Origin of the sequence: Ruminococcus bromii (genome assembly GCF_928721825.1) — a bacterium.
Lineage (GTDB): Bacteria > Bacillota > Clostridia > Oscillospirales > Acutalibacteraceae > Ruminococcoides > Ruminococcoides bromii.
Genome location: NZ_CAKMVP010000003.1, coordinates 464,778 through 484,238 on the forward strand (window position 1 = coordinate 464,778; position 19,461 = coordinate 484,238).

General features: G+C 40.8%; 17 protein-coding genes. 15 read left to right on the forward strand and 2 right to left on the reverse strand.

Going from position 1 to position 19,461, the window contains the following annotated elements; all coding sequences use genetic code 11:
* Positions 1–13 precede the first annotated feature (13 nt).
* From QDI94_RS02480 to hisE, 14 genes are all read left to right on the forward strand, one after another.
* Positions 14–844, forward strand: a complete 831-nt coding sequence (locus tag QDI94_RS02480) for a phosphatidate cytidylyltransferase (protein ID WP_278866837.1) — start codon at positions 14–16, stop codon at positions 842–844.
* Positions 845–850: 6 nt separating this feature from the next.
* Positions 851–1,996, forward strand: a complete 1,146-nt coding sequence (locus QDI94_RS02485; RefSeq protein ID WP_278866840.1) for a 1-deoxy-D-xylulose-5-phosphate reductoisomerase — start codon at positions 851–853, stop codon at positions 1,994–1,996.
* Between the two features lie 67 nt (positions 1,997–2,063).
* Positions 2,064–3,449: an RIP metalloprotease RseP gene (gene rseP / locus QDI94_RS02490; protein WP_278866841.1), complete on the forward strand. Its 1,386-nt coding sequence runs from the start codon at positions 2,064–2,066 to the stop codon at positions 3,447–3,449.
* A 19-nt stretch (positions 3,450–3,468) separates the two neighbouring features.
* Positions 3,469–4,512 carry a flavodoxin-dependent (E)-4-hydroxy-3-methylbut-2-enyl-diphosphate synthase gene (gene ispG / locus QDI94_RS02495; RefSeq protein WP_178586127.1) on the forward strand — a complete coding sequence of 348 codons (1,044 nt, stop codon included), beginning with the start codon at positions 3,469–3,471 and terminating at the stop codon, positions 4,510–4,512.
* Positions 4,513–4,564: 52 nt separating this feature from the next.
* The gene (locus QDI94_RS02500) at positions 4,565–8,923 is read left to right on the forward strand and encodes a PolC-type DNA polymerase III (RefSeq protein ID WP_278866844.1); all 4,359 of its coding nucleotides are present in this window, start codon (positions 4,565–4,567) and stop codon (positions 8,921–8,923) included.
* 12 nt (positions 8,924–8,935) lie between these two features.
* Positions 8,936–10,255 (forward strand): AI-2E family transporter, encoded by a 1,320-nt coding sequence (locus QDI94_RS02505; RefSeq protein ID WP_101028460.1) that lies wholly within the window; start codon positions 8,936–8,938, stop codon positions 10,253–10,255.
* 99 nt (positions 10,256–10,354) lie between these two features.
* Positions 10,355–11,521, forward strand: coding sequence for an ATP phosphoribosyltransferase regulatory subunit (gene hisZ, locus QDI94_RS02510; protein WP_278866845.1), 1,167 nt, complete (start codon positions 10,355–10,357; stop codon positions 11,519–11,521).
* 24 nt (positions 11,522–11,545) lie between these two features.
* Positions 11,546–12,175: an ATP phosphoribosyltransferase gene (gene hisG / locus QDI94_RS02515; protein WP_278866846.1), complete on the forward strand. Its 630-nt coding sequence runs from the start codon at positions 11,546–11,548 to the stop codon at positions 12,173–12,175.
* Positions 12,172–13,464, forward strand: a complete 1,293-nt coding sequence (gene hisD, locus QDI94_RS02520) for a histidinol dehydrogenase (protein ID WP_101028462.1) — start codon at positions 12,172–12,174, stop codon at positions 13,462–13,464. The genes hisG and hisD overlap by 4 nt, the downstream gene beginning before the upstream one ends.
* Before the next feature lie 16 nt (positions 13,465–13,480).
* Positions 13,481–14,533 carry a histidinol-phosphate transaminase gene (gene hisC / locus QDI94_RS02525; RefSeq protein ID WP_278866849.1) on the forward strand — a complete coding sequence of 351 codons (1,053 nt, stop codon included), beginning with the start codon at positions 13,481–13,483 and terminating at the stop codon, positions 14,531–14,533.
* A gap of 4 nt (positions 14,534–14,537) precedes the next feature.
* Positions 14,538–15,116, forward strand: a complete 579-nt coding sequence (gene hisB, locus QDI94_RS02530; RefSeq protein ID WP_278866851.1) for an imidazoleglycerol-phosphate dehydratase HisB — start codon at positions 14,538–14,540, stop codon at positions 15,114–15,116.
* Positions 15,116–15,835, forward strand: coding sequence for a 1-(5-phosphoribosyl)-5-[(5-phosphoribosylamino)methylideneamino]imidazole-4-carboxamide isomerase (gene hisA / locus QDI94_RS02535; RefSeq protein WP_278866853.1), 720 nt, complete (start codon positions 15,116–15,118; stop codon positions 15,833–15,835). Before hisB ends, hisA begins: the two co-directional genes overlap by 1 nt.
* Before the next feature lie 7 nt (positions 15,836–15,842).
* Positions 15,843–16,157, forward strand: a complete 315-nt coding sequence (gene hisI / locus QDI94_RS02540; RefSeq protein WP_015523877.1) for a phosphoribosyl-AMP cyclohydrolase — start codon at positions 15,843–15,845, stop codon at positions 16,155–16,157.
* Positions 16,158–16,170: 13 nt separating this feature from the next.
* Positions 16,171–16,503 carry a phosphoribosyl-ATP diphosphatase gene (gene hisE, locus QDI94_RS02545; RefSeq protein ID WP_176790220.1) on the forward strand — a complete coding sequence of 111 codons (333 nt, stop codon included), beginning with the start codon at positions 16,171–16,173 and terminating at the stop codon, positions 16,501–16,503.
* A 66-nt stretch (positions 16,504–16,569) separates the two neighbouring features.
* On the opposite strand, the gene QDI94_RS02550 is transcribed toward hisE, so the two are convergent.
* Positions 16,570–16,809 (reverse strand): hypothetical protein, encoded by a 240-nt coding sequence (locus QDI94_RS02550; protein ID WP_101028465.1) that lies wholly within the window; start codon positions 16,807–16,809, stop codon positions 16,570–16,572.
* A 118-nt stretch (positions 16,810–16,927) separates the two neighbouring features.
* On the opposite strand from QDI94_RS02550, the gene mtaB reads away from it, so the two are divergent.
* Entirely contained in the window at positions 16,928–18,220 is a 1,293-nt protein-coding gene (gene mtaB, locus QDI94_RS02555) for a tRNA (N(6)-L-threonylcarbamoyladenosine(37)-C(2))-methylthiotransferase MtaB (RefSeq protein WP_278866858.1), read from the forward strand.
* On the opposite strand, the gene QDI94_RS02560 is transcribed toward mtaB, so the two are convergent.
* Entirely contained in the window at positions 18,212–19,444 is a 1,233-nt protein-coding gene (locus tag QDI94_RS02560; RefSeq protein ID WP_278866860.1) for a glycoside hydrolase family 10 protein, read from the reverse strand. The genes mtaB and QDI94_RS02560 overlap by 9 nt on opposite strands.
* Between the last annotated feature and the right edge of the window lie 17 nt (positions 19,445–19,461).

The window sequence follows — 19,461 nt, forward strand, 5'->3', positions numbered from 1 at the left end:
GAGTTGATATAAAATGAAATCCCTCAAGCCTCGGCTGCTGACAGCCGTAATAGGAATACCACTACTGCTGATTGTTCTGTTTGTATCGGAACTTTGGCTCCCGTTTACAGGCATAGTCATAGGAGCATTTTCGGCATTTATGACAGGTGAGTATCTGCACGCAAGAAAGATGCTTTATAAGTTTCACCTTTCCATACCTTGCATAGTTTTTTCTTTTCTGCTTTCGATTTTGGTTACAACAAAGTTTCTGTATATTTTGATTTTTGCATTCATATTAACAGCCTTTGCAGTAATGATTTTCAAACACGAAAAGACAAACTATGCCGATGTTGCATATTCAGTGTTCGGAACTTTTTTAATTTCTTTTGGAATGAGTGCCGTGCCGATTGCCTGTGCATCATCTATATCAATTACTTTCTGCTATATATGTATTTTTGCATTACCGTGGATGGCAGACGCAGGTGGCTTTTTTATCGGAGCATCGTTCGGCAAGCACAAGCTTTGCCCGAAAATCAGTCCTAAAAAGACTGTTGAGGGTGCAATCGGCGGAATACTTTTTTGTGACCTTACAGCCGTAATCATCGGTCTTATATTTAGTTTTTGGGTTATGCCTGACGCCAACATCAACTTCTGGGCATTGATTCTTCTCGGTGTAATTGACGCTCCTGTATCAATTCTCGGTGATTTGAGTTTTTCTCTTATCAAAAGAAGCTACGGGATTAAGGACTACGGCTCAATTTTTCCCGGTCACGGCGGAATGCTCGACAGGTTCGACAGCATAATATTTACTGCACCCGTTCTTGTTGCAATCAATCAATTCATACCTTTCATAACAGTGGGGTAAACTAAAATGATAAATTCACTTTCCATTCTCGGCTCAACAGGCTCAATCGGAACACAAACGCTTGATGTTGTAGATAAACTCAATTTAAAGGTTTCTGCACTTACTGCGTCAACAAACATAAAACTTCTTGAAGATCAGGTACGAAAGTATAAGCCTGAGCTTGCGATAGTTTTTGACGAAGAAAAAGCCAAAGAATTAAAAGACAATATAAAAGATACAAGCACCCGTGTTTTAAGCGGTATGGACGGACTTATTGAGGCGGCAACGCTTGAAAATGCCGATCTTGTTGTAAATTCGGTTGTCGGAATGGTAGGCTTAAAGCCTACGCTCGCAGCGGCAAACGCTAAAAAAGACATTGCTTTTGCAAACAAAGAAACGCTTGTAACAGGCGGTAAGCTTGTTTGTGACGCGGTAAAGAAGAACGGTGTAAAGCTTCTTCCCGTTGACAGCGAACATTCAGCTATTTTTCAGTGCTTACAGGGTATACCTGAGAAAAAAATGCTTAAAAAGCTCATTCTTACAGCTTCAGGCGGTCCTTTCTTCGGAAAAACAACCGAAGAGTTAAAGAATGTAACAGTTAAAGAAGCTCTTAATCATCCAAATTGGAGTATGGGTGCAAAAATAACCATCGACTCTGCTACAATGATGAACAAGGGACTTGAAATAATTGAGGCAAGGTGGCTTTTTGATGTACAGCCGGAAAACATTGATGTTGTTGTACACCGTGAAAGCATAATACATTCTCTTATTGAGTATGTAGATAATTCCGTAATTGCACAGCTGGGACTTCCCGATATGAGAATCCCGATTCAGTACGCAATTACATATCCCGAAAGATATGAATCACCTGTCGGCGAATTAAGTCTTGCTCAAATCGGCAAAATGACTTTTTTTGAACCCGATTATGAAACCTTCAAGTGCCTTGGAGCCTGCAAAAAGGCTCTTTCGCTCGGAGGTGTTGCAACAGCTGTTGCAAACGGTGCTAATGAGGAGGCTAACCGACTTTTCAGAGAGGGTAAAATCACTTTTCTTGAAATCGGCGACCTTGTTATGGGTGCAATTGATAACATAGACAATTTTGAGCCTACATGCGTTGATGATGTATTGAAGGCGGATAAACTTGCAAGAGAGTATGTACTCTCTATGCTATAATTTGCGGTAATATTTTTCATTGCTGTCTTTGCGGCGGCAATGAATATTTTGGAGTTGATTTATTTTAATGCAAATTTTAACAGTTGCGGCTCTCATTGTAATAGGAATATTACTTTTTGAGCTTATAATTTTTTCTCATGAATTTGGTCATTTTATTACCGCAAAGCTTTCGGGTGTAAAGGTAAATGAGTTTGCACTCGGTATGGGACCGAAAATAATCAGTTTTGTAAAAGGTGAAACAAGGTACTCGCTTCGTCTTTTTCCGATAGGCGGTTACTGTGCCATGGAGGGCGAGGATGAGGACAGCGAAGAAAAAGCCGCGTTTAATAATGCAAAAGTATGGAAGAGAATGATTATTATAATCGCAGGTGCGGTTATGAATATTCTTCTCGGTTTTGTTATGATGTTTGCCTTTACCGTTCAGGCTGACAGCTTCAGCTCTACAACCGTATCTCAGTTTCAGCCTAATGCGTTTACAGCCAATACAGGCTTGCAGACGGGGGATAAGATTGTCGAAGTGAACGGTTATTCAATTTGGAATTCAAGAGATTTGCAGTTTGCGATCTCAACACTTCCGTATGAAACTGTAGAAGGCAGCACACTTGAAGTGTACAAAGAAAGAGCGACATCTGCCGCCTGCGGAGTGTACAATAAATACGCCAATGACAAATCCCTTTCACAAGATGAACTTCAAAAATACTACAACGCTCTCTCAGAGGGTTGTTCAAAGATAAATAAGGCTGCAAGCAAAGAAGAGGCTGAAAAGCTTCTTGACGAAGCTTGTAAGTCAATTTATGCGCTTGACAAATCATATGATATGTCAAAGTATAAAACACCCGAAATAGACACAACTACATCAAGACTGAGATTTATGGCTGATGTAAAGGTTGTCCGTGACGGCAAAGAAATAACGCTTGAAAATGTACAGTTCTTCACCTATTATGCCGATGACGATGCCGAAAAGAAGAACAAACCAACCGTTGCTTTTGACTTTGCGGTTGAGCCTATTGAAAAAAATGTCGGCACGGTTTTTACTGAAACATTTACAGAAACCTGCTCAATGGCAAAAACTGTGTGGACTTCGTTTGTATGGCTTGTACAGGGAAAATTCGGCTTCAATGATATGTCTGGTCCTGTCGGTATCGCAACTGCGGTAACTCAGGTTGCATCCATGGGTCTTGAAACAGGTTTTGCAGACGCGGTTAATAACATTCTTTTTGTAATGATACTCATAACGGTAAACCTCGGAATTGTTAATATGCTTCCGTTTCCTGCTCTTGACGGCGGAAGATTCCTGTTCCTGCTGATTGAATGGATATTCAAAAAGCCGATTCCGAGAAAAGCAGAGCAGGTTGTAAATACGGCAGGACTTGTACTGCTGCTTGCATTTATGCTTATTATTTCGGTAAAAGATGTATTCCAACTTGTAACGGGAACTTTTCCCGGTATGTAGATAAACGGAGGAAAACCTTATGGGAAGTAAAATTCAGGTAACTGCCGGCAATGTAAAAATCGGCGGCGGTGCTAAAGTAAGCGTTCAGTCAATGCTCAATATTCCCTCAACCGATATTGAGGGTTCTGTAAGACAGGCAAAACAGCTTGAAGCGGCAGGCTGCGAAATCATTCGTGCCGCCATTCCTAATAAAGATGCAGTAAAGCTTATTCCTGCCCTCAAAGAGGCTGTAAGCGTCCCAATTGTAGCCGATATCCATTTTGACTACAGGCTGGCTCTTGAGGCTTGTGCTGCGGGAGTTGATAAAATACGAATAAACCCGGGCAACATCGGTTCCGATGACAGAGTAAAAGCAGTTGCCGATGCCTGCAAACAGCGTGGCATTCCGATAAGAATCGGCGTTAATTCAGGTTCGCTCGAAAAAGAAATACTTGCAAAATACGGTCATCCCACACCCGAGGCTCTTTGCGACAGTGCCTTGTACCATGCATCACTTCTTGAAAAATTTGATTTCAACGATATTGTTCTTTCAATGAAAAGCTCGACCGTTTCTACAATGATCAAAGCCTATGAGCTTGCCGCAGAAAGATGTGACTATCCGCTCCACCTCGGTGTTACAGAGGCAGGAACGGAAAGAATGGGTATTATCAAATCTTCTGCCGGAATCGGTGCATTGCTTCTTCACGGTATAGGCGATACAATCAGGGTTTCCCTCACAGCCGATCCTGTAAAGGAAGTTTATGCCGCTCATGATATTCTCAGGGCTCTTGACATTGAGAAAGACGGAGTTCAGTTCGTTTCATGTCCGACTTGCGGAAGAACAAGAATTGACCTTGTGAAGATTGCAAACGAGGTTGAAGATAAGCTCAGAAACTGCAAAAAGAATATCAAAGTAGCGGTAATGGGTTGCGTTGTAAACGGTCCGGGAGAAGCAAGAGAAGCTGATATCGGCATCGCAGGCGGTGAAGGCTGCGGTCTTGTATTTAAAAAAGGTGAAATCATCCGTAAAGTCCCCGAAGAAAAACTCGTTGACGCACTTATGGAAGAGGTAGAAAAATTATAATCCGTCAGACGGACGGATAGGGCTTTGCTACGATAAAAGCAGAAGGAAATATATGAAAACATTAGGAGAAGTCTTTTCCTCCCAGTTTGGCATAAATCTGCCGCAACAGGCTTCAAAGGGAGAATTGACACAACTTGATATCAATAAACAATCCCGTTTAATAATTTTGTCAGTTAATTTCAGCGAACTTATCGGTCGTGATTTGCTTTTTGAAGCCGAAAAAAGTATCACAAAGGTTCTTGCATACCACGCCGTAATCAAGCCGCATTTTCCGACAGAGTTGTTTTCTGCCGATTATTTTCCCCAGCTCTACGCAGCTGTAAGGCGAGATATTCCAAGCATTAACGGAACTCTCAACAATGCCGAGGTTAAGTTTGAAAACAATACTCTGACAATCAATCTTCTCAACGGCGGAAAAACACTTCTTGACAGTAAAGGTTTTGATAAGGCGCTCGTAAAGCAGATTTACGAAGAGTTTAACCTTCACATTTCCGTAATTTATACAGGTACATTTGAGGTTGAAGAAAACAACGAAGAATACAAAGCGGCAATTCAGAACGCTCAGGAGAAAATCAATCGGGAAAATCTTCAAAAAGCTGCTGAATTCTATCAGGAAGAGGCTGAAACTGCAAAACAAAGGGAAGAAACACACGCTGAAAACACTACTGCCGAAATTGAAATTCGTGAGGGTAAATTCTCAACTCCTCAGATTGTTCAATCCTCAATCCGTCCTTTATACGGAAGGTCGATTAGAGGAAAGATGATTCCAATTTCATCAATTTCAGGTGATTCGGGAAGAATCGTTGTATGGGGTGATGTATTTGATATTGAAAAGAAAGTTACTAAAAGCGGTGACAAAAATATTTTCACTATCGACATAACCGATTACACAGGTTCAACAACCGCTAAGATATTCAATTCAATTAAAGAATCAGCCGTAATTGACAACATCAAAAAGGGCGACACAATTGTTGTTCAGGGCGATGTTGAATACGATAAATACGCAGGTGAGCTTGTTGTCAATGCCCGCTCGGTCGGCACTGCCCAAAAAGTCAAGGTGGTTGATAATGCCGAGAAAAAGCGTGTTGAGCTTCATATGCATACAAATATGTCACAGATGGACGCCGTGACATCGGCAGGTGACCTTGTAAACCGTGCTTATCAGTGGGGACACAAGGCAGTTGCGATTACAGACCACGGTGTCGCACAGGCGTTCCCCGACGCAATGAAGGCCGCAGACAAAATCAATAAGGACGAAGAAAAAATAAAAGTCATCTACGGTGTTGAGGCATACTTTATGGATGACCTTGTAGAGTCCGTAAAAGGTGATGCCGACACAGGTTTTGACGGCACATTCATCTGCTTTGATATAGAAACAACAGGTCTTTCAGCCGCCCGTGACAAGATTACCGAAATCGGCGCAGTAAAGGTTGAAAACGGTATAATTACCGATAAATTCTCAACTTTTGTGAATCCCGAAATGCCGATTCCGCAGAAAATTACTCAGCTTACAGGAATTACCGATGAAATGGTAAAGGACGCTCCTTCACAGAGCGAGGCTGTCAGTGCATTTTTGGAGTTTGCCGGTGATAATGTTCTTGTTGCACACAACGCACCGTTTGATACATCATTCATTGCAAAAGCCTGTGAAGATATGGGAAGGGAGTATAACTACACTTCAATTGATACGGTTGCAATTTCAAGAGCAATTCTCACCGATATAAAGAACTGCAAGCTTGACACCGTTGCAAAATTTTTAAGACTTGGTGAGTTCAATCACCACAGAGCAACCGACGATGCCGAAATGCTCGCAAAAATTTTTATAACCCTTTGCCGACGGCTTACAGATGATTTCGGCATAACAAAAACCAATGACATTAACACAAAGATAGCAGGCGGAGATTTTAAAAAGCTCCCAACCTATCATCAAATTATTCTTGTAAAGAATAAAACCGGTCTAAAAAATCTATACAGACTTATTTCTTACAGTCATCTTAATTATTTCTATAAAAAGCCGAGAATCCCCAAAAGCGAGCTTGTAAAGTACCGAGATGGACTCATTATCGGTTCTGCTTGTTGTGCAGGTCAGCTTTACATGGCAATTCTTGATGGCAAGCCGTGGGGCGAACTCAAGCAGATTGCATCATTCTATGATTATCTTGAAATTCAGCCTGCAGGCAACAACAGCTTTATGATTCGTGACGGCAGATTTGATTCTGTTGACGAGCTTCACAAAATCGACTCCACAATTATTAGGCTTGCTAAAGAACTCGGCAAACCGGTATGCGCAACCTGCGACGTTCATTTTATGGATCCGACTGACTCTGAATTCAGAAAAATTCTTATGGCAGGTCAGGGATATAAGGATGCTGATCAGCAAGCTCCGCTTTATTTCAGAACAACCGCCGAAATGCTCAAGGAATTTGAGTGGCTCGGAAAAGATAAAGCATATGAGTATGTTGTGGAGAACCCAAACAAAATTGCCGATATGTGCGAATATATCAGACCTATTCCAAAGGGAACATTTCCGCCTAACATTGAGGGTGCGCAAGAACAGCTTATTGACATTACATGGAAAAGAGCAAAAGAGAAATACGGTGATCCATTGCCTGAAATCGTAAAGGCAAGACTTGACAAGGAGCTTAATTCAATAACAACCTACGGATTCTCCGTGCTTTATATGACTGCTCAAAAGCTTGTTGCAGACAGTGAAGCACACGGCTATCTTGTCGGTTCAAGAGGATCTGTAGGTTCATCGTTCGTGGCTACTATGTCAGGTATTTCTGAGGTTAATCCGCTTTGTCCGCACTATGTATGCCCAAACTGTAAACACAGTGAGTTTATCACAGACGGCAGCTACGGCTCAGGCTTTGATATGCCGCCCAAAAACTGTCCCGAATGCGGTACTCTTATGGATCAGGACGGTCACGAAATTCCGTTTGAAACATTCCTTGGCTTTAAAGGCGACAAAGTACCTGATATCGACCTTAACTTCAGCGGTGAGTATCAGTCAAAATCCCACCGTTACACGGAAGAGCTCTTCGGCAAAAACAATGTGTTCAAAGCGGGAACAATTTCTACCGTAGCCGAAAAAACAGCCCTTGGTTTTGTAAAAAAGTACGCACAGGAACGAGGTCTTGTAATGCACAAGGCTGAGGAAAAGCGTCTTGCAATCGGCTGTACGGGTGTTAAGAGAACCACTGGTCAGCACCCCGGCGGTATGGTTGTTGTGCCGAGAACAAACGATGTTTACGATTTCTGCCCTGTTCAGCATCCTGCAAATGATGTGAACTCAGATAACATTACAACCCACTTCGACTTCCATTCAATTCATGATACAATCACAAAACTTGATGAGCTTGGACACGATGTTCCGACAATCTATCATTATCTTGAACTCTACACAGGTATCCCCGTAATGAAGGTTTCAATGAGCGATCCCGAGGTTATGTCGCTGTTTACTTCTCCGAAAGCACTCGGAGTTACTGAGGAGGATATCGACTCAAAAACAGGTACTTTCAGTCTTCCTGAATGCGGCACGGCTTTCGTAAGAGGAATGCTTGTTGAGGCCCAGCCCAAAACCTTTACCGACCTTTTACAGATTGCCGGTCTTTCGCACGGTACCGATGTATGGCTCGGTAACGCTCAGGAGCTTATTCATAACGGTACCTGCACAATTTCGGAAGTAATCGGTACTCGTGACTCGATTATGACCTATCTTATGCACAAAGGTCTTGAGCCCGGTATGGCATTCAAAATAATGGAGATTGTCCGTAAAGGTAACGCAACAAAACTTCTTACGGAAGAACACTTCAAGGCCATGCGTGAACACAATGTTCCGGAATGGTACATTGATTCGTGTATGAAAATCAAGTATATGTTCCCAAAGGCTCATGCCGCGGCTTATATGATTGCTACGCTCAGACTCGGCTGGTACAAGGTTCATAAGCCCGTTGAGTACTACGCTGCATATTTTACCGTACGAAGTGAAAATCTTGACGGTGCAATTGCCATGCAGGGACACAAGGCTGTCCGTGACAAGATGAACAACATAAAGCAAAAGCAAAGTGTTCACGAAGCAACCGCCAAGGATGAAGCAGAGTATCAGACCTTGCAGATTGTCAACGAAATGATGGCAAGAAAAATTGAATTTCTTCCTGTTGATATCTATAAATCCGAGGCAAAAATGTTCAAGGTGGAGGACGGTAAAATCAGGCTTCCGTTTTCATCGTTACCGGGTGTAGGCGGTGCTGCTGCAGATTCACTTGCCGAAACAGGCAAGCATACAGAATATCTTTCTATTGAAGATATGCAGATAAAAACAAAGGTTACAAAGGCTGTTATTGAAACGCTGAAAGACGTCGGAGTCCTCAATAATTTGCCGGAAAGCTCACAGATGTCGTTATTTTAAGGAGTTGTTTAAATGAAAAAACTGCTTTCGCTAAAAACTCTGCTGATTTGCATTTCATTTACGGTATTTCTTTTACTTGTAAAAGACAATATGAATGTTTTGTGGTCGGCTCTCGGTTGGATAACAGGCATAATTACTCCGTTTGCAATCGGATTTCTTTTTGCCTATATTCTCAACTACCCCTACAAATTTTTCTACACAAAAGTTTTCGGCAGAATGGGGCGAAAGCGGAAATTCCTTGCTAACTTCAGAAAACCCCTTGCACTTATCATAACATACGCAATTGTTGTGGCAATTTTTGTAATCATCATATCTATTGTAGTTCCTCAAATTGCAGCCAGCCTGTTCAGTCTTATCAACAGCCTGCCGCAATACGGCGGAGTTCTTTCAGATATGACAAAGACAGTTGTTCATTGGATTAACCATACATTCAGTATGGAAATTGACGCAAGCGAAGTAATAAATAACTTTTTCAAGTATATCACTAACTTTATTTCAGCAGGTAATATCACAAGCTTCCTCGGAAATTCAACAAATGCTGTGTTCAACGCCATTATGTCAATGTGTAACGGTGTGTATAACTTCCTGCTTGGAATCGTTATTTCCGTTTACTTTCTTGCAGCAAAGGAAACCCTTTGTTATCAAATAAAAAAACTTGCGGTTGCTTTTATTCCGATAAAGTATCTCCCGAAAATCTATGAAATAATTGATATTACAGATACAAAATGCGGTCGTTTTCTCGTTGGCGATATTATTGACGCCGCTTTTCTCGGAATCCTTACATTCATCACAATGTCAATTTTTCAATTACCTTATGCTCCGCTTATAGCTGTGCTTATAGGTGTAACAAATATCATTCCGTTCTTCGGTCCGTTTATCGGAGCAATTCCGAGTGCGTTTATCCTTTTCCTGATTGATCCTATTGATATGATTATTTTTGTAATCATTATCGTAATCATCCAACAGCTTGACGGCAACCTTTTCAAGCCGAAGATTATCGGCAGTCAGGTCGGTCTTTCAAGCTTCTGGGTACTGTTCAGCGTTATCGTTGGCGGAGGAATGTTTGGTGTGCTCGGACTTATTCTCGGAACGCCGATTTATGCCGTAATCTATGCTCTTGTAGGTAAAAGAGTTAAAAACAGAATTGAATCAAAGGGCAAAATTGCTCAGGAAGCACTTGATTTCGAGGTGCTTAACTACACCAAAATTGCCGCAGAGCAGAAAAAGCTTCGTGAAGAAAAAGAAATGCAGCATAGAGAAAAAATTATGAAATTCATCAACCGAACCAAAACAAACGGCGAAGACGATTCTTTGGAAAATTCAGATGAATAACTGAAAATTTCCCGTTTTATCTTATTGGTGTTGACAAATCAAGTTTAGTGTGTTAATATATTACCATATTAACACACTAAAGCGTTTTGAGAGGTAATTATGAAGAAAAATTTGAAAATTACTCCCGAGGGAACAAAAGATTTTCTTTTTGCCGAATGTTCCGCTATGGATTATATCTGCACAAGCATTGAAAAGGTATTTGTAAAAGGCGGATTTAAAAGGGTAATAACTCCTGCCCTTGAATTTTATGATGTCTTTTCAATTCCGTCAAGCGGAATCTCGCAGGAATCAATGTTTAAGACAACCGACAACAAGGGCAGACTTCTTGTTGCCCGTCCTGACTCCACTCTGCCGATTGCAAGAATGGTTTCTACAAGACTGAAAAACAACACACTTCCTGTTCGTCTTTATTACAAGCAGGCGGTGTATCGCAGCAATCCGTCACTTGCAGGAAGAAGAAACGAATTTCTCCAAATGGGTGTTGAGCTTCTCGGTGCAAAAGGAAAGAGGGCAGACCTTGAAATTCTTACATCGGCAATAAAGAGCATTTCAGCCGTTGCCGATGATTTCAGAATTGAACTCGGACACGCCGAAGTATTCAATGCTCTTTCAAAAGAACTCGATATTGATAACGATTACAAAGAAAAAATAAGAGTGTCAATCGAAAGTAAAAATTATTCGGCGCTTAATAACCTTCTTGACAGGCTTGAGCCTTGCAAAACTGTTTCTGCAATCCGTTCACTCCCGTCGCTTTTCGGCGGTGAAGAAGTGTTTGACGAGGCGTACGCAATTTGCAAGGGTACAGGTGCCGAAAACGCTCTTGATTATCTCCACTCAATCTATAAAGAACTTTCCGTGCTTGAACTCGGCAACAAGCTTATCATCGACCTCGGACTTGTTCAGAGAAACGATTACTATACGGGAATCGTATTTTCAGGGTATATTAACGGAATCGGTGACGCTGTTATTTCGGGAGGAAGATATGACGATCTTCTCAGCGAATTTGACGCTCCGATGGGTGCGGCAGGCTTTGCAATTGATACAGACGCAATTACAATGAAACATCTTTCCGATGATAATGTAAATTATTCAGATAATCCCGATGTACTCGTTTTTGCAGAAAACGGACATGAAATGAAGGCTCTCAGATATGTTGACGAGCTTAATGAAAAGGAAATAAAGGCACAGTTCAGCGTACTTGAAACTCTTGAAGAAACAGAACAGTTTGCAAAATCAAGAGGAATAGCTAAAGTAGAAATAGTATAATCAAGCTGTCGGAAAGGATTAAATATGAAACCATTAAGAATTGCTCTGACAAAGGGCAGACTTGAAAAGACTACAATCGAACTTCTTGAAAAAATCGGATATAATTGTGATGAAGTAAAAAACAAGGGAAGAAGGCTTATTTTTCCGATCGGTAACAATGATTTTGAAGTTGTGCTTGCGAAAGCCGCAGATGTAATTACATATGTTGAGCACGGTGTGTGTGACCTTGGTGTCGTTGGCAAGGACACAATTCTTGAAAACGGTTCATCTTTTTATGAACTGCTCGATTTGGGCTTCGGCAAATGCCGTTTTGCCCTTGCAACAAAAAAAGATACTGATTTTTACAGCGGTTACAATACAAAAACTATCGCAACAAAGTATCCGAATGTAACCAGAGCTTTTTTTGACGATAAAGATATGGATGTAAGAATTATTAAGATTGAGGGTTCCGTTGAACTTGCTCCTCTTGTAGGTCTTGCAGACGGTATTGTAGATATAGTAGAAACAGGTTCAACGCTCAAGGCTAACGGACTTGAAGTAATTGAATGGGTATGTAATATTTCGGCAAGACTTATTGCCAATACGGCAAGTCTAAAACTGCGCAAGGCTGAAATTGAAGAATTGCAGAAGAAACTGGAGGCTGTCACAAAATGATTACAACTGTTGTAGCAGACGGAAAAAACGAATATGAATTTATTGATTTGCTCAAAAAGAGAGCGCAGAATTCAGATAAAAATGTAGTTCCGATTGTTTCGGAAATCATCGAAAATGTTGCAGAGAACGGTGACAAAGCCGTAAAGGAATATACCGTTAAATTTGACGGAAAAGCACCTGAAAAGGTAGAAATCACTTCCGATGAAATCGACAGCCTTATTGAAAAATGCGATAAGGATTATCTTGAAACAATCAAAAAGGCAGCCGCAAATATTGCAGACTTCCATAAAAGACAGGTTCAGCAGAGCTGGCTCACAACAAAGAATAACGGTGTAATGATGGGGCAGAGAATCAGAGGCCTTAAAAGAGTAGGTATCTATGTTCCGGGCGGCACAGCCGCATATCCCTCATCAGTTCTTATGAACGCAGTTCCCGCCAAAATTGCAGGTGTTGAGGAGATTATTATGTGTACACCTCCGCAGAAGGACGGTACACCGAATCCGAATATCATCGCCGCCGCAAAGGTAGCAGGTGTTGACAGAATCTTCCTTATGGGCGGTGCACAAGCAGTAGCCGCACTTGCATACGGTACAGAAACCGTACCAAAGGTTGATAAAATCGTAGGACCCGGCAACATCTTTGTTGCAACAGCAAAAAAACTTCTTTACGGAACAGTTGACATTGATATGATTGCCGGTCCGAGTGAAATACTCATCATTGCCGATAAGTCTGCAAATCCAAAATTCCTTGCCGCAGACCTTATGAGTCAGGCAGAGCATGACAGGCTTGCATCTGCAATTCTGCTTACCGACTGCGAAGAGCTTGCCAAAGAAACTGAAACAGAGCTTGAAAAGCAGATGACCGCTCTTTCAAGAAAAGATATTATCCGTTCATCGGTTGACAATTTCGGTGCAATTATCGTATGCAGTGATATGTCACAGGCGATTGAATTTGCTAACGAGCTTGCTCCCGAACATCTTGAGGTTTGTTGTGAAAACCCAATGGAGTATGTCGGCAAGCTTGATAATGCAGGCTCTGTATTTCTCGGCAACTACAGTCCCGAGCCTCTGGGCGACTATTTTGCAGGTCCTAACCATGTTCTTCCGACAAGCGGCACGGCAAGATTTTTCTCACCTCTTTCGGTAGACAGCTTTGTAAAGAAATCAAGCTTTATTTACTATACGGAAGACGCTTTGAGAAAAGATGCCGAAGATGTAGTTCGCTTTGCAGAAACAGAAGGACTTACAGCACACGCAAATTCAATTAAAGTGCGTTTTGATATGAAATAAGAATGGAAGTTATGCAATGTCTTATGAATTAAACAAAAAAATTCGTGAACTTGAACCGTATGAACCAATCAGCGGTACATATAAAATTCGACTTGATGCAAACGAATGTCCCGAAAATTATCCCGATTTCATCAAAGAAGAAATCAAAAATGCAATTGATACAATTGATTTCAACCGCTATCCCGATCCGCTTGCGGAAAAGGTTGTTACGGCTTTTGCGGATTATTACGGAATCAATCCAAAATATGTAACCGCAGGTAACGGCTCAGATGAACTTATCTTTTTGATTGAAGCCGCATTTATGGAAAAAGGGGACAGGATGCTTTGTGTTGCTCCCGATTTTTCAATGTACAAATTCTATTCATCAATCTGTGAGGTTGAATGTGACACCTTTATCAAATCTGACGATCTTACAATTGATACTGACGCACTTATTGAAAAGGTAAACCGTGACAATATCAAGCTTTTGCTCTTTTCAAACCCATGCAATCCGACAGGCCAGGGTATGACCGCCGAAGATGCACGCAGACTTGTTACAAGCGTAAATGCACTTGTAATTCTTGATGAAGCATATATGGATTTCTGGGATCAGAGTCTTATAAATGAGGTTGAAAAGTATTCAAATCTCATTATTTTCAGAACCGCATCAAAGGCAGTAGGCTCAGCGGCACTCAGACTCGGTTTTGCCGTTGCCAATGAAACAATTTCAAGAGCTGTAAAAGCGGTAAAATCTCCGTACAATGTGAACACATTTTCTCAGGTTGTCGGCAGTATAATATATAAAAATAAAGATTATCTCAAAAACAGACAAAAAACAATTGTCAGAAACAGAGAAAAGCTGTATAATGACTTATTGGAGTTGTCCGCTCTTTCCGATGATTTTAAGGTTTACAACAGTTGTGCAAACTTTGTTTTTGTTAAAACATCATTCGGCAAAGACTTGTGGAACTATCTCAAGGACAATTCAATTGTAATCCGTTTTATGGGTGATTACATCAGAATTTCCGTTGGCACAGAAGAAGAAAATGAAGAACTGATAAGTTGCATTAAAACTTATTTATCGAGGTGATTATATGCGCAGTGCATATGTTGAGCGTAAAACGAAGGAAACCGACATAAAGCTAAAACTTAATCTTGACGGCGGCGATATCAAAATTGATACAGGCATAGGCTTTTTTGACCATATGCTCAATTCGTTTGCCACTCACGGCAGGTTCGGACTTGAGGTTTCGGTAAAAGGCGACCTCTATATTGACGAACACCACACCGTTGAAGACACAGGTATAGTTCTCGGCAAAGCATTTGCAGAGGCTCTTTCAACCAAAGAGTCAATTGAAAGATTTGGCAGTTTTTATGTTCCTATGGACGAAGCGCTTGCGTTTGCATCTGTTGACATCAGTGGCAGACCTTATCTTGTATTCGACGCTGATTTTCCGCAGGAAAGATGCGGCGGTTATGACTGTTCAATGACAGTAGAATTTATGCGTGCGTTTGCATTTAACGCACAAATCACACTTCACCTCAAATCTGTTTACGGTGAAAACTCTCACCATATCACAGAGGCTTTGTACAAGGCTTGCGCACACGCACTCCGTCTTGCAGTAAAGCAAAATTCTTCAAATGTACTTCTTTCTACTAAAGGAGTGTTATAATGATTATTTTACCCGCTATTGACATAAAAGACGGCAATTGCGTCCGTCTTTTCAAGGGTGATTATGCAACCGTTCAGAAGGTAGCAGAGTCCCCGTATATTGCCGCTCAGGGCTTTGCTGACGCAGGTGCAGAGTGGATGCATATGGTTGACCTTGACGGTGCAAAAGACGCAAAGCTTGTTAATGCCGATCTTATTGCGGATGTTGCAAAAGCCTCGGGACTTTCTGTTGAGGTCGGCGGAGGAATCCGTGATATGAAAGCGGTTGAATATTATCTTTCAAGAGGAATAAACCGTGTTATTCTCGGTTCAGCCGCAGTTAAAAACCAGCAGCTTGTTATTGATGCCGTAAAAGAATACGGTGAGAGAATTGTAGTTGGCATTGATGCAAAGGACGGCATGGTTCGTGCAGAAGGTTGGATTGATAATTCGGAAATCAACTACATTGAGCTTGCAAAGCGTATGGAAGATGTCGGAGTAAAGACTATTGTGTTCACAGACATTGATCAGGACGGTACTCTTGCAGGTCCTAACCTTAAACAGCTTGATGATCTTGCTCACGAAGTCAGCTGTAATATTATCGCAAGCGGCGGTGTTGCAGTTCTCAAGGATATCATAAATCTTGCAGAACTCGATGTCTACGGTGCAATCTGCGGCAAGGCTATCTATACAGGTTCGCTTGATTTGAAACAGGCGATTGAAGTAACAAATAAAATCTGAGGTAATTATGGATCTTGATAAATATTTTGTAAAATCCGAACTTATTCCCGCAATTATTCAGGAAAAGTCAACGGGTGAGGTACTTATGCTTGCATATATGAACCGTGAAAGTATGCAAAAAACTTTTGAAACCGGTTACACATGGTTCTGGTCAAGAAGCCGTCAGGAGCTTTGGAACAAGGGTGCAACATCAGGTCATTTACAAAAGGTAATTGATATATATGCCGACTGCGATGACGATACATTGCTCATCACAGTTGAACAGACAGGTGCGGCCTGCCACACGGGAAATCATTCCTGCTTTTTTAAAAAATTAAAATGAGGAGAATTTTAATATGAACGACAGAGAAGTTCTTGAAGCACTTTATGCTACAGTAGAAAACAGACGAGATAATCCAAAAGAGGGTTCATACACTTGTTACCTTCTTGATAAAGGAATTGACAAGATTCTTAAAAAAGTAGGCGAGGAGTGCAGTGAAACAATCATTGCGGCAAAGAACGATGACAACAGCGAAACTGTTTATGAAATTGCAGACCTTATCTATCATCTCACAGTTATGATGGTAAAGCTTGGTATTCCGCTCGAGGATGTTCTTACCGAGCTTGACAAGAGAAGCGAGAAGACAGGAAACCTTAAAAAGTTCCATGTTGTCGATAAAAATTCTTAATAAAGACGAACAAAAAGGCCCTATGACTTTGGTCATAGGGCTTAACAATATGTAATATTATATTATTTATGCGTTAACAAATGCGAATTTTGAAATGGCCTGTTTGAGATTATCGTCAGGCTCAGATTCAAGAAGAAGCTCAATCGGCATTTTTTCATCAATTGTAAAAAAACCCATCAAAGAATGAGCGTCAACGGTATTATCGCCGTTTCTAAGCATCATTACTGTATCCGGAAAGTGAGCAAGAGTTTCAAACATATCGATCATTTCTTTTTTATCTTTTATTGAAACCGGTACAGAAAACAAGATCTCACCTCCATTGTTTAACTTGTCTATATTTTATCATTGATATTTGTTAAAATCAACAATAAATTGATGAATTTTTGCAATTTCAACTATTTACCTAAAAAAGGATGATTATTAAATGAATTTTAATATAATAACACTCGGCTGCAAGGTTAATCAGTATGAGTCACAGGCAATGCGTGAAGATATGCTGAAAAACGGTTTTCTTCTCTCGGATGACAGGGACAGGGCTGACATAACAATCGTAAACAGCTGTACGGTAACATCCGTAAGTGATGCAAAAAACCGCAAGATTCTAAACCGTGTCCGCCGTGAAAATCCTGACGGAATTGTTATTCTTACCGGCTGTATGCCGCAGGCTTTTCCCGATGAAAGCGAGAACTTTTCAAATTGCGATATCGTTCTCGGCAATGCAAAGAGAGCAGAACTCGTTCCTTCAATTTACAAGTTTCTCGAAGAAAAACAGAAGTTTGTTCATATAACAGAGCATATCGGAAAAGGCGAAAAATACGAAAACCTTTCCGTATCGTCACTCGGAGAGCATACAAGAGCTTTCATTAAAATTGAGGACGGCTGCAACAGATTTTGTTCTTACTGCATTATTCCGTATGCAAGGGGCAGAGTGCGTTCAAAATCTCTTGAAGATTTAAAGGCAGAGCTTATTCAGGTTGCCGCAAACGGTTACCGTGAGGTTGTTCTCGTTGGTATTAACCTTTCCGCCTACGGTCTTGACGAAGATTTTGACCTTGCTGATGCTGTAGAATGTGCTTGTTCAGTTGACGGAATCGACCGTGTAAGACTCGGTTCAATCGAACCCGAAAGAATGGATAAAGAAATGATTGCCCGTCTTGCCGCACAGCCAAAGTTCTGTCCGCAGTTTCATCTTTCACTACAAAGCGGTTGCGATAATACACTCAAAGCAATGAACCGTCACTACAATTGTTCAGAATACGCTGAAATTGTTACAAATCTCAGAAACGCTTTTGAAAACAGTTCTATGACAACCGATGTAATGGTTGGATTTGCCGGTGAAACAGAGGAAGATTTCAACGCATCTCTTAATTTTGTAAAGTCAATCGGCTTTGCAAAGGTGCATATCTTCCCGTATTCACGCCGCAAAGGCACTGTTGCCGATAAAGCACCAAATCAAATTGATCCGCAAATCAAAGAGCAGAGAGCCAAAATTATGGAGCAGGTCTGCGATGAAACCAGAAGGGAATTTCTTAAAGATCAGGTTGGCCTTTGTGAATCTGTTCTCGTTGAAAGACTTCGTCACGGTTATCTTGAGGGTTACACAAAGAACTACACGCCTGTTCATATTAATTCCGAAGATACAAGTCTTTGCGGTAAAATTATTGATGTGAAAATTACAAAATCATTTAATGACTACTGCGATGCTGAATTAGTTTAAAGCGTTAATCAGATTATTAATCTCTTTTTTTGCAGTATTATCCTCAAGACAACTATAGCTGTAAAGCATAAAGCCCCTGACAGATTTGTTGTTACGCAAAATATCGTATTCATCGGCAAGAATACTGTCACTTAAAAGCCATGTTTCTTCGTCATATTCGCCGTTTCCTGCCTTATAACCGCCAAGACCTACATACAGTTTTACATTTTCGTCAAAATCAAGAGATGTCCAGCTGTCAAGGCAGTCTTCAAAAGTCAGAGCTGGGTTTTCAAGGCTAAAGTAAATTTGCGGACAGATGTAATCTGCAAAGCCTTTACAGGTACACCACGATTTTACATCGGCATACAATCCGTCATTGTTACCTATATTTCCTTGCGGTGATATGCCGAACTCAACTGACGAATCCACACTTTTTATTGTTCTGTAAACCTTACAAATCAGCGTATTTACATTTTGCATTCGCCAATTATCAAGGCTCATACAGTTTTCTTTACCGTATTTTTCAATATAAGCCTGATACTGCTTTTTATCAAAGCTTTCATCCTCAGTAGGGTAGAAGTAGTCGTCAAATTGAATCCCGTCAACATCATAATTTTCCGCAATTTCCTTTACACCATCGCAAATAAGCTGTTGTGCAGTTTCATTTGACGGATCAAGAAAAATTCCGTTATCGGTTTTTATACCTATTTCGGAATTCTTTATGTAAGGATTGTTGTCTGAAAGTTTACTCGGAGTTTCATTTGAACTGACTCTGTACGGATTTATCCATGCGTGAATTTTTAAATTATTTTCTTTGCATATATCACACATAATTTGCAGTGCGTCATATTGAGGATTTTCACCCTGCGTACCCGTGAGAATATGTGACCATGGAAAATAGTTTGACTTATATAATGCGTCACAAAAGGGGCGTACCTGTACAATAAGCGTGTTGAAACCGCTTTCACGGCATTTTTGTGCTATTTCGGTAAATTTATCTTCAAATGCTTTTTGTGTTTTTGAGCTTTCATTTTCCATAGAAAGCTCCATATATGATACCCACACGCCACGCATTTCTTCATCACTTTCGGGTGTGTCGGCTGTTGCCTTTGATGATAAAGCTGCAATATTGTTGATATCATTCTGCTTTTTCGGCGGTTTTTCTCTTGTTAATGAGCTTATGCAGATAACGGTTAACATAGCTATTACAGATACAATAATCGGAACAATCTTTTTGTTTTTCAATCAAATCATCCTTTGGA

Coding starts and splice junctions, on each gene's coding strand:
- ispG (WP_178586127.1), top strand. CDS start 3,469: ATGGGAAGTAAAATTCAGGTAACTGCCGGCAATGTAAAAATCGGCGGC.
- hisC (WP_278866849.1), top strand. CDS start 13,481: ATGTCTTATGAATTAAACAAAAAAATTCGTGAACTTGAACCGTATGAA.
- hisE (WP_176790220.1), top strand. CDS start 16,171: ATGAACGACAGAGAAGTTCTTGAAGCACTTTATGCTACAGTAGAAAAC.
- hisI (WP_015523877.1), top strand. CDS start 15,843: ATGGATCTTGATAAATATTTTGTAAAATCCGAACTTATTCCCGCAATT.
- mtaB (WP_278866858.1), top strand. CDS start 16,928: ATGAATTTTAATATAATAACACTCGGCTGCAAGGTTAATCAGTATGAG.
- hisG (WP_278866846.1), top strand. CDS start 11,546: ATGAAACCATTAAGAATTGCTCTGACAAAGGGCAGACTTGAAAAGACT.
- QDI94_RS02500 (WP_278866844.1), top strand. CDS start 4,565: ATGAAAACATTAGGAGAAGTCTTTTCCTCCCAGTTTGGCATAAATCTG.
- hisB (WP_278866851.1), top strand. CDS start 14,538: ATGCGCAGTGCATATGTTGAGCGTAAAACGAAGGAAACCGACATAAAG.
- hisZ (WP_278866845.1), top strand. CDS start 10,355: ATGAAGAAAAATTTGAAAATTACTCCCGAGGGAACAAAAGATTTTCTT.
- rseP (WP_278866841.1), top strand. CDS start 2,064: ATGCAAATTTTAACAGTTGCGGCTCTCATTGTAATAGGAATATTACTT.
- QDI94_RS02480 (WP_278866837.1), top strand. CDS start 14: ATGAAATCCCTCAAGCCTCGGCTGCTGACAGCCGTAATAGGAATACCA.
- QDI94_RS02485 (WP_278866840.1), top strand. CDS start 851: ATGATAAATTCACTTTCCATTCTCGGCTCAACAGGCTCAATCGGAACA.
- hisD (WP_101028462.1), top strand. CDS start 12,172: ATGATTACAACTGTTGTAGCAGACGGAAAAAACGAATATGAATTTATT.
- hisA (WP_278866853.1), top strand. CDS start 15,116: ATGATTATTTTACCCGCTATTGACATAAAAGACGGCAATTGCGTCCGT.
- QDI94_RS02505 (WP_101028460.1), top strand. CDS start 8,936: ATGAAAAAACTGCTTTCGCTAAAAACTCTGCTGATTTGCATTTCATTT.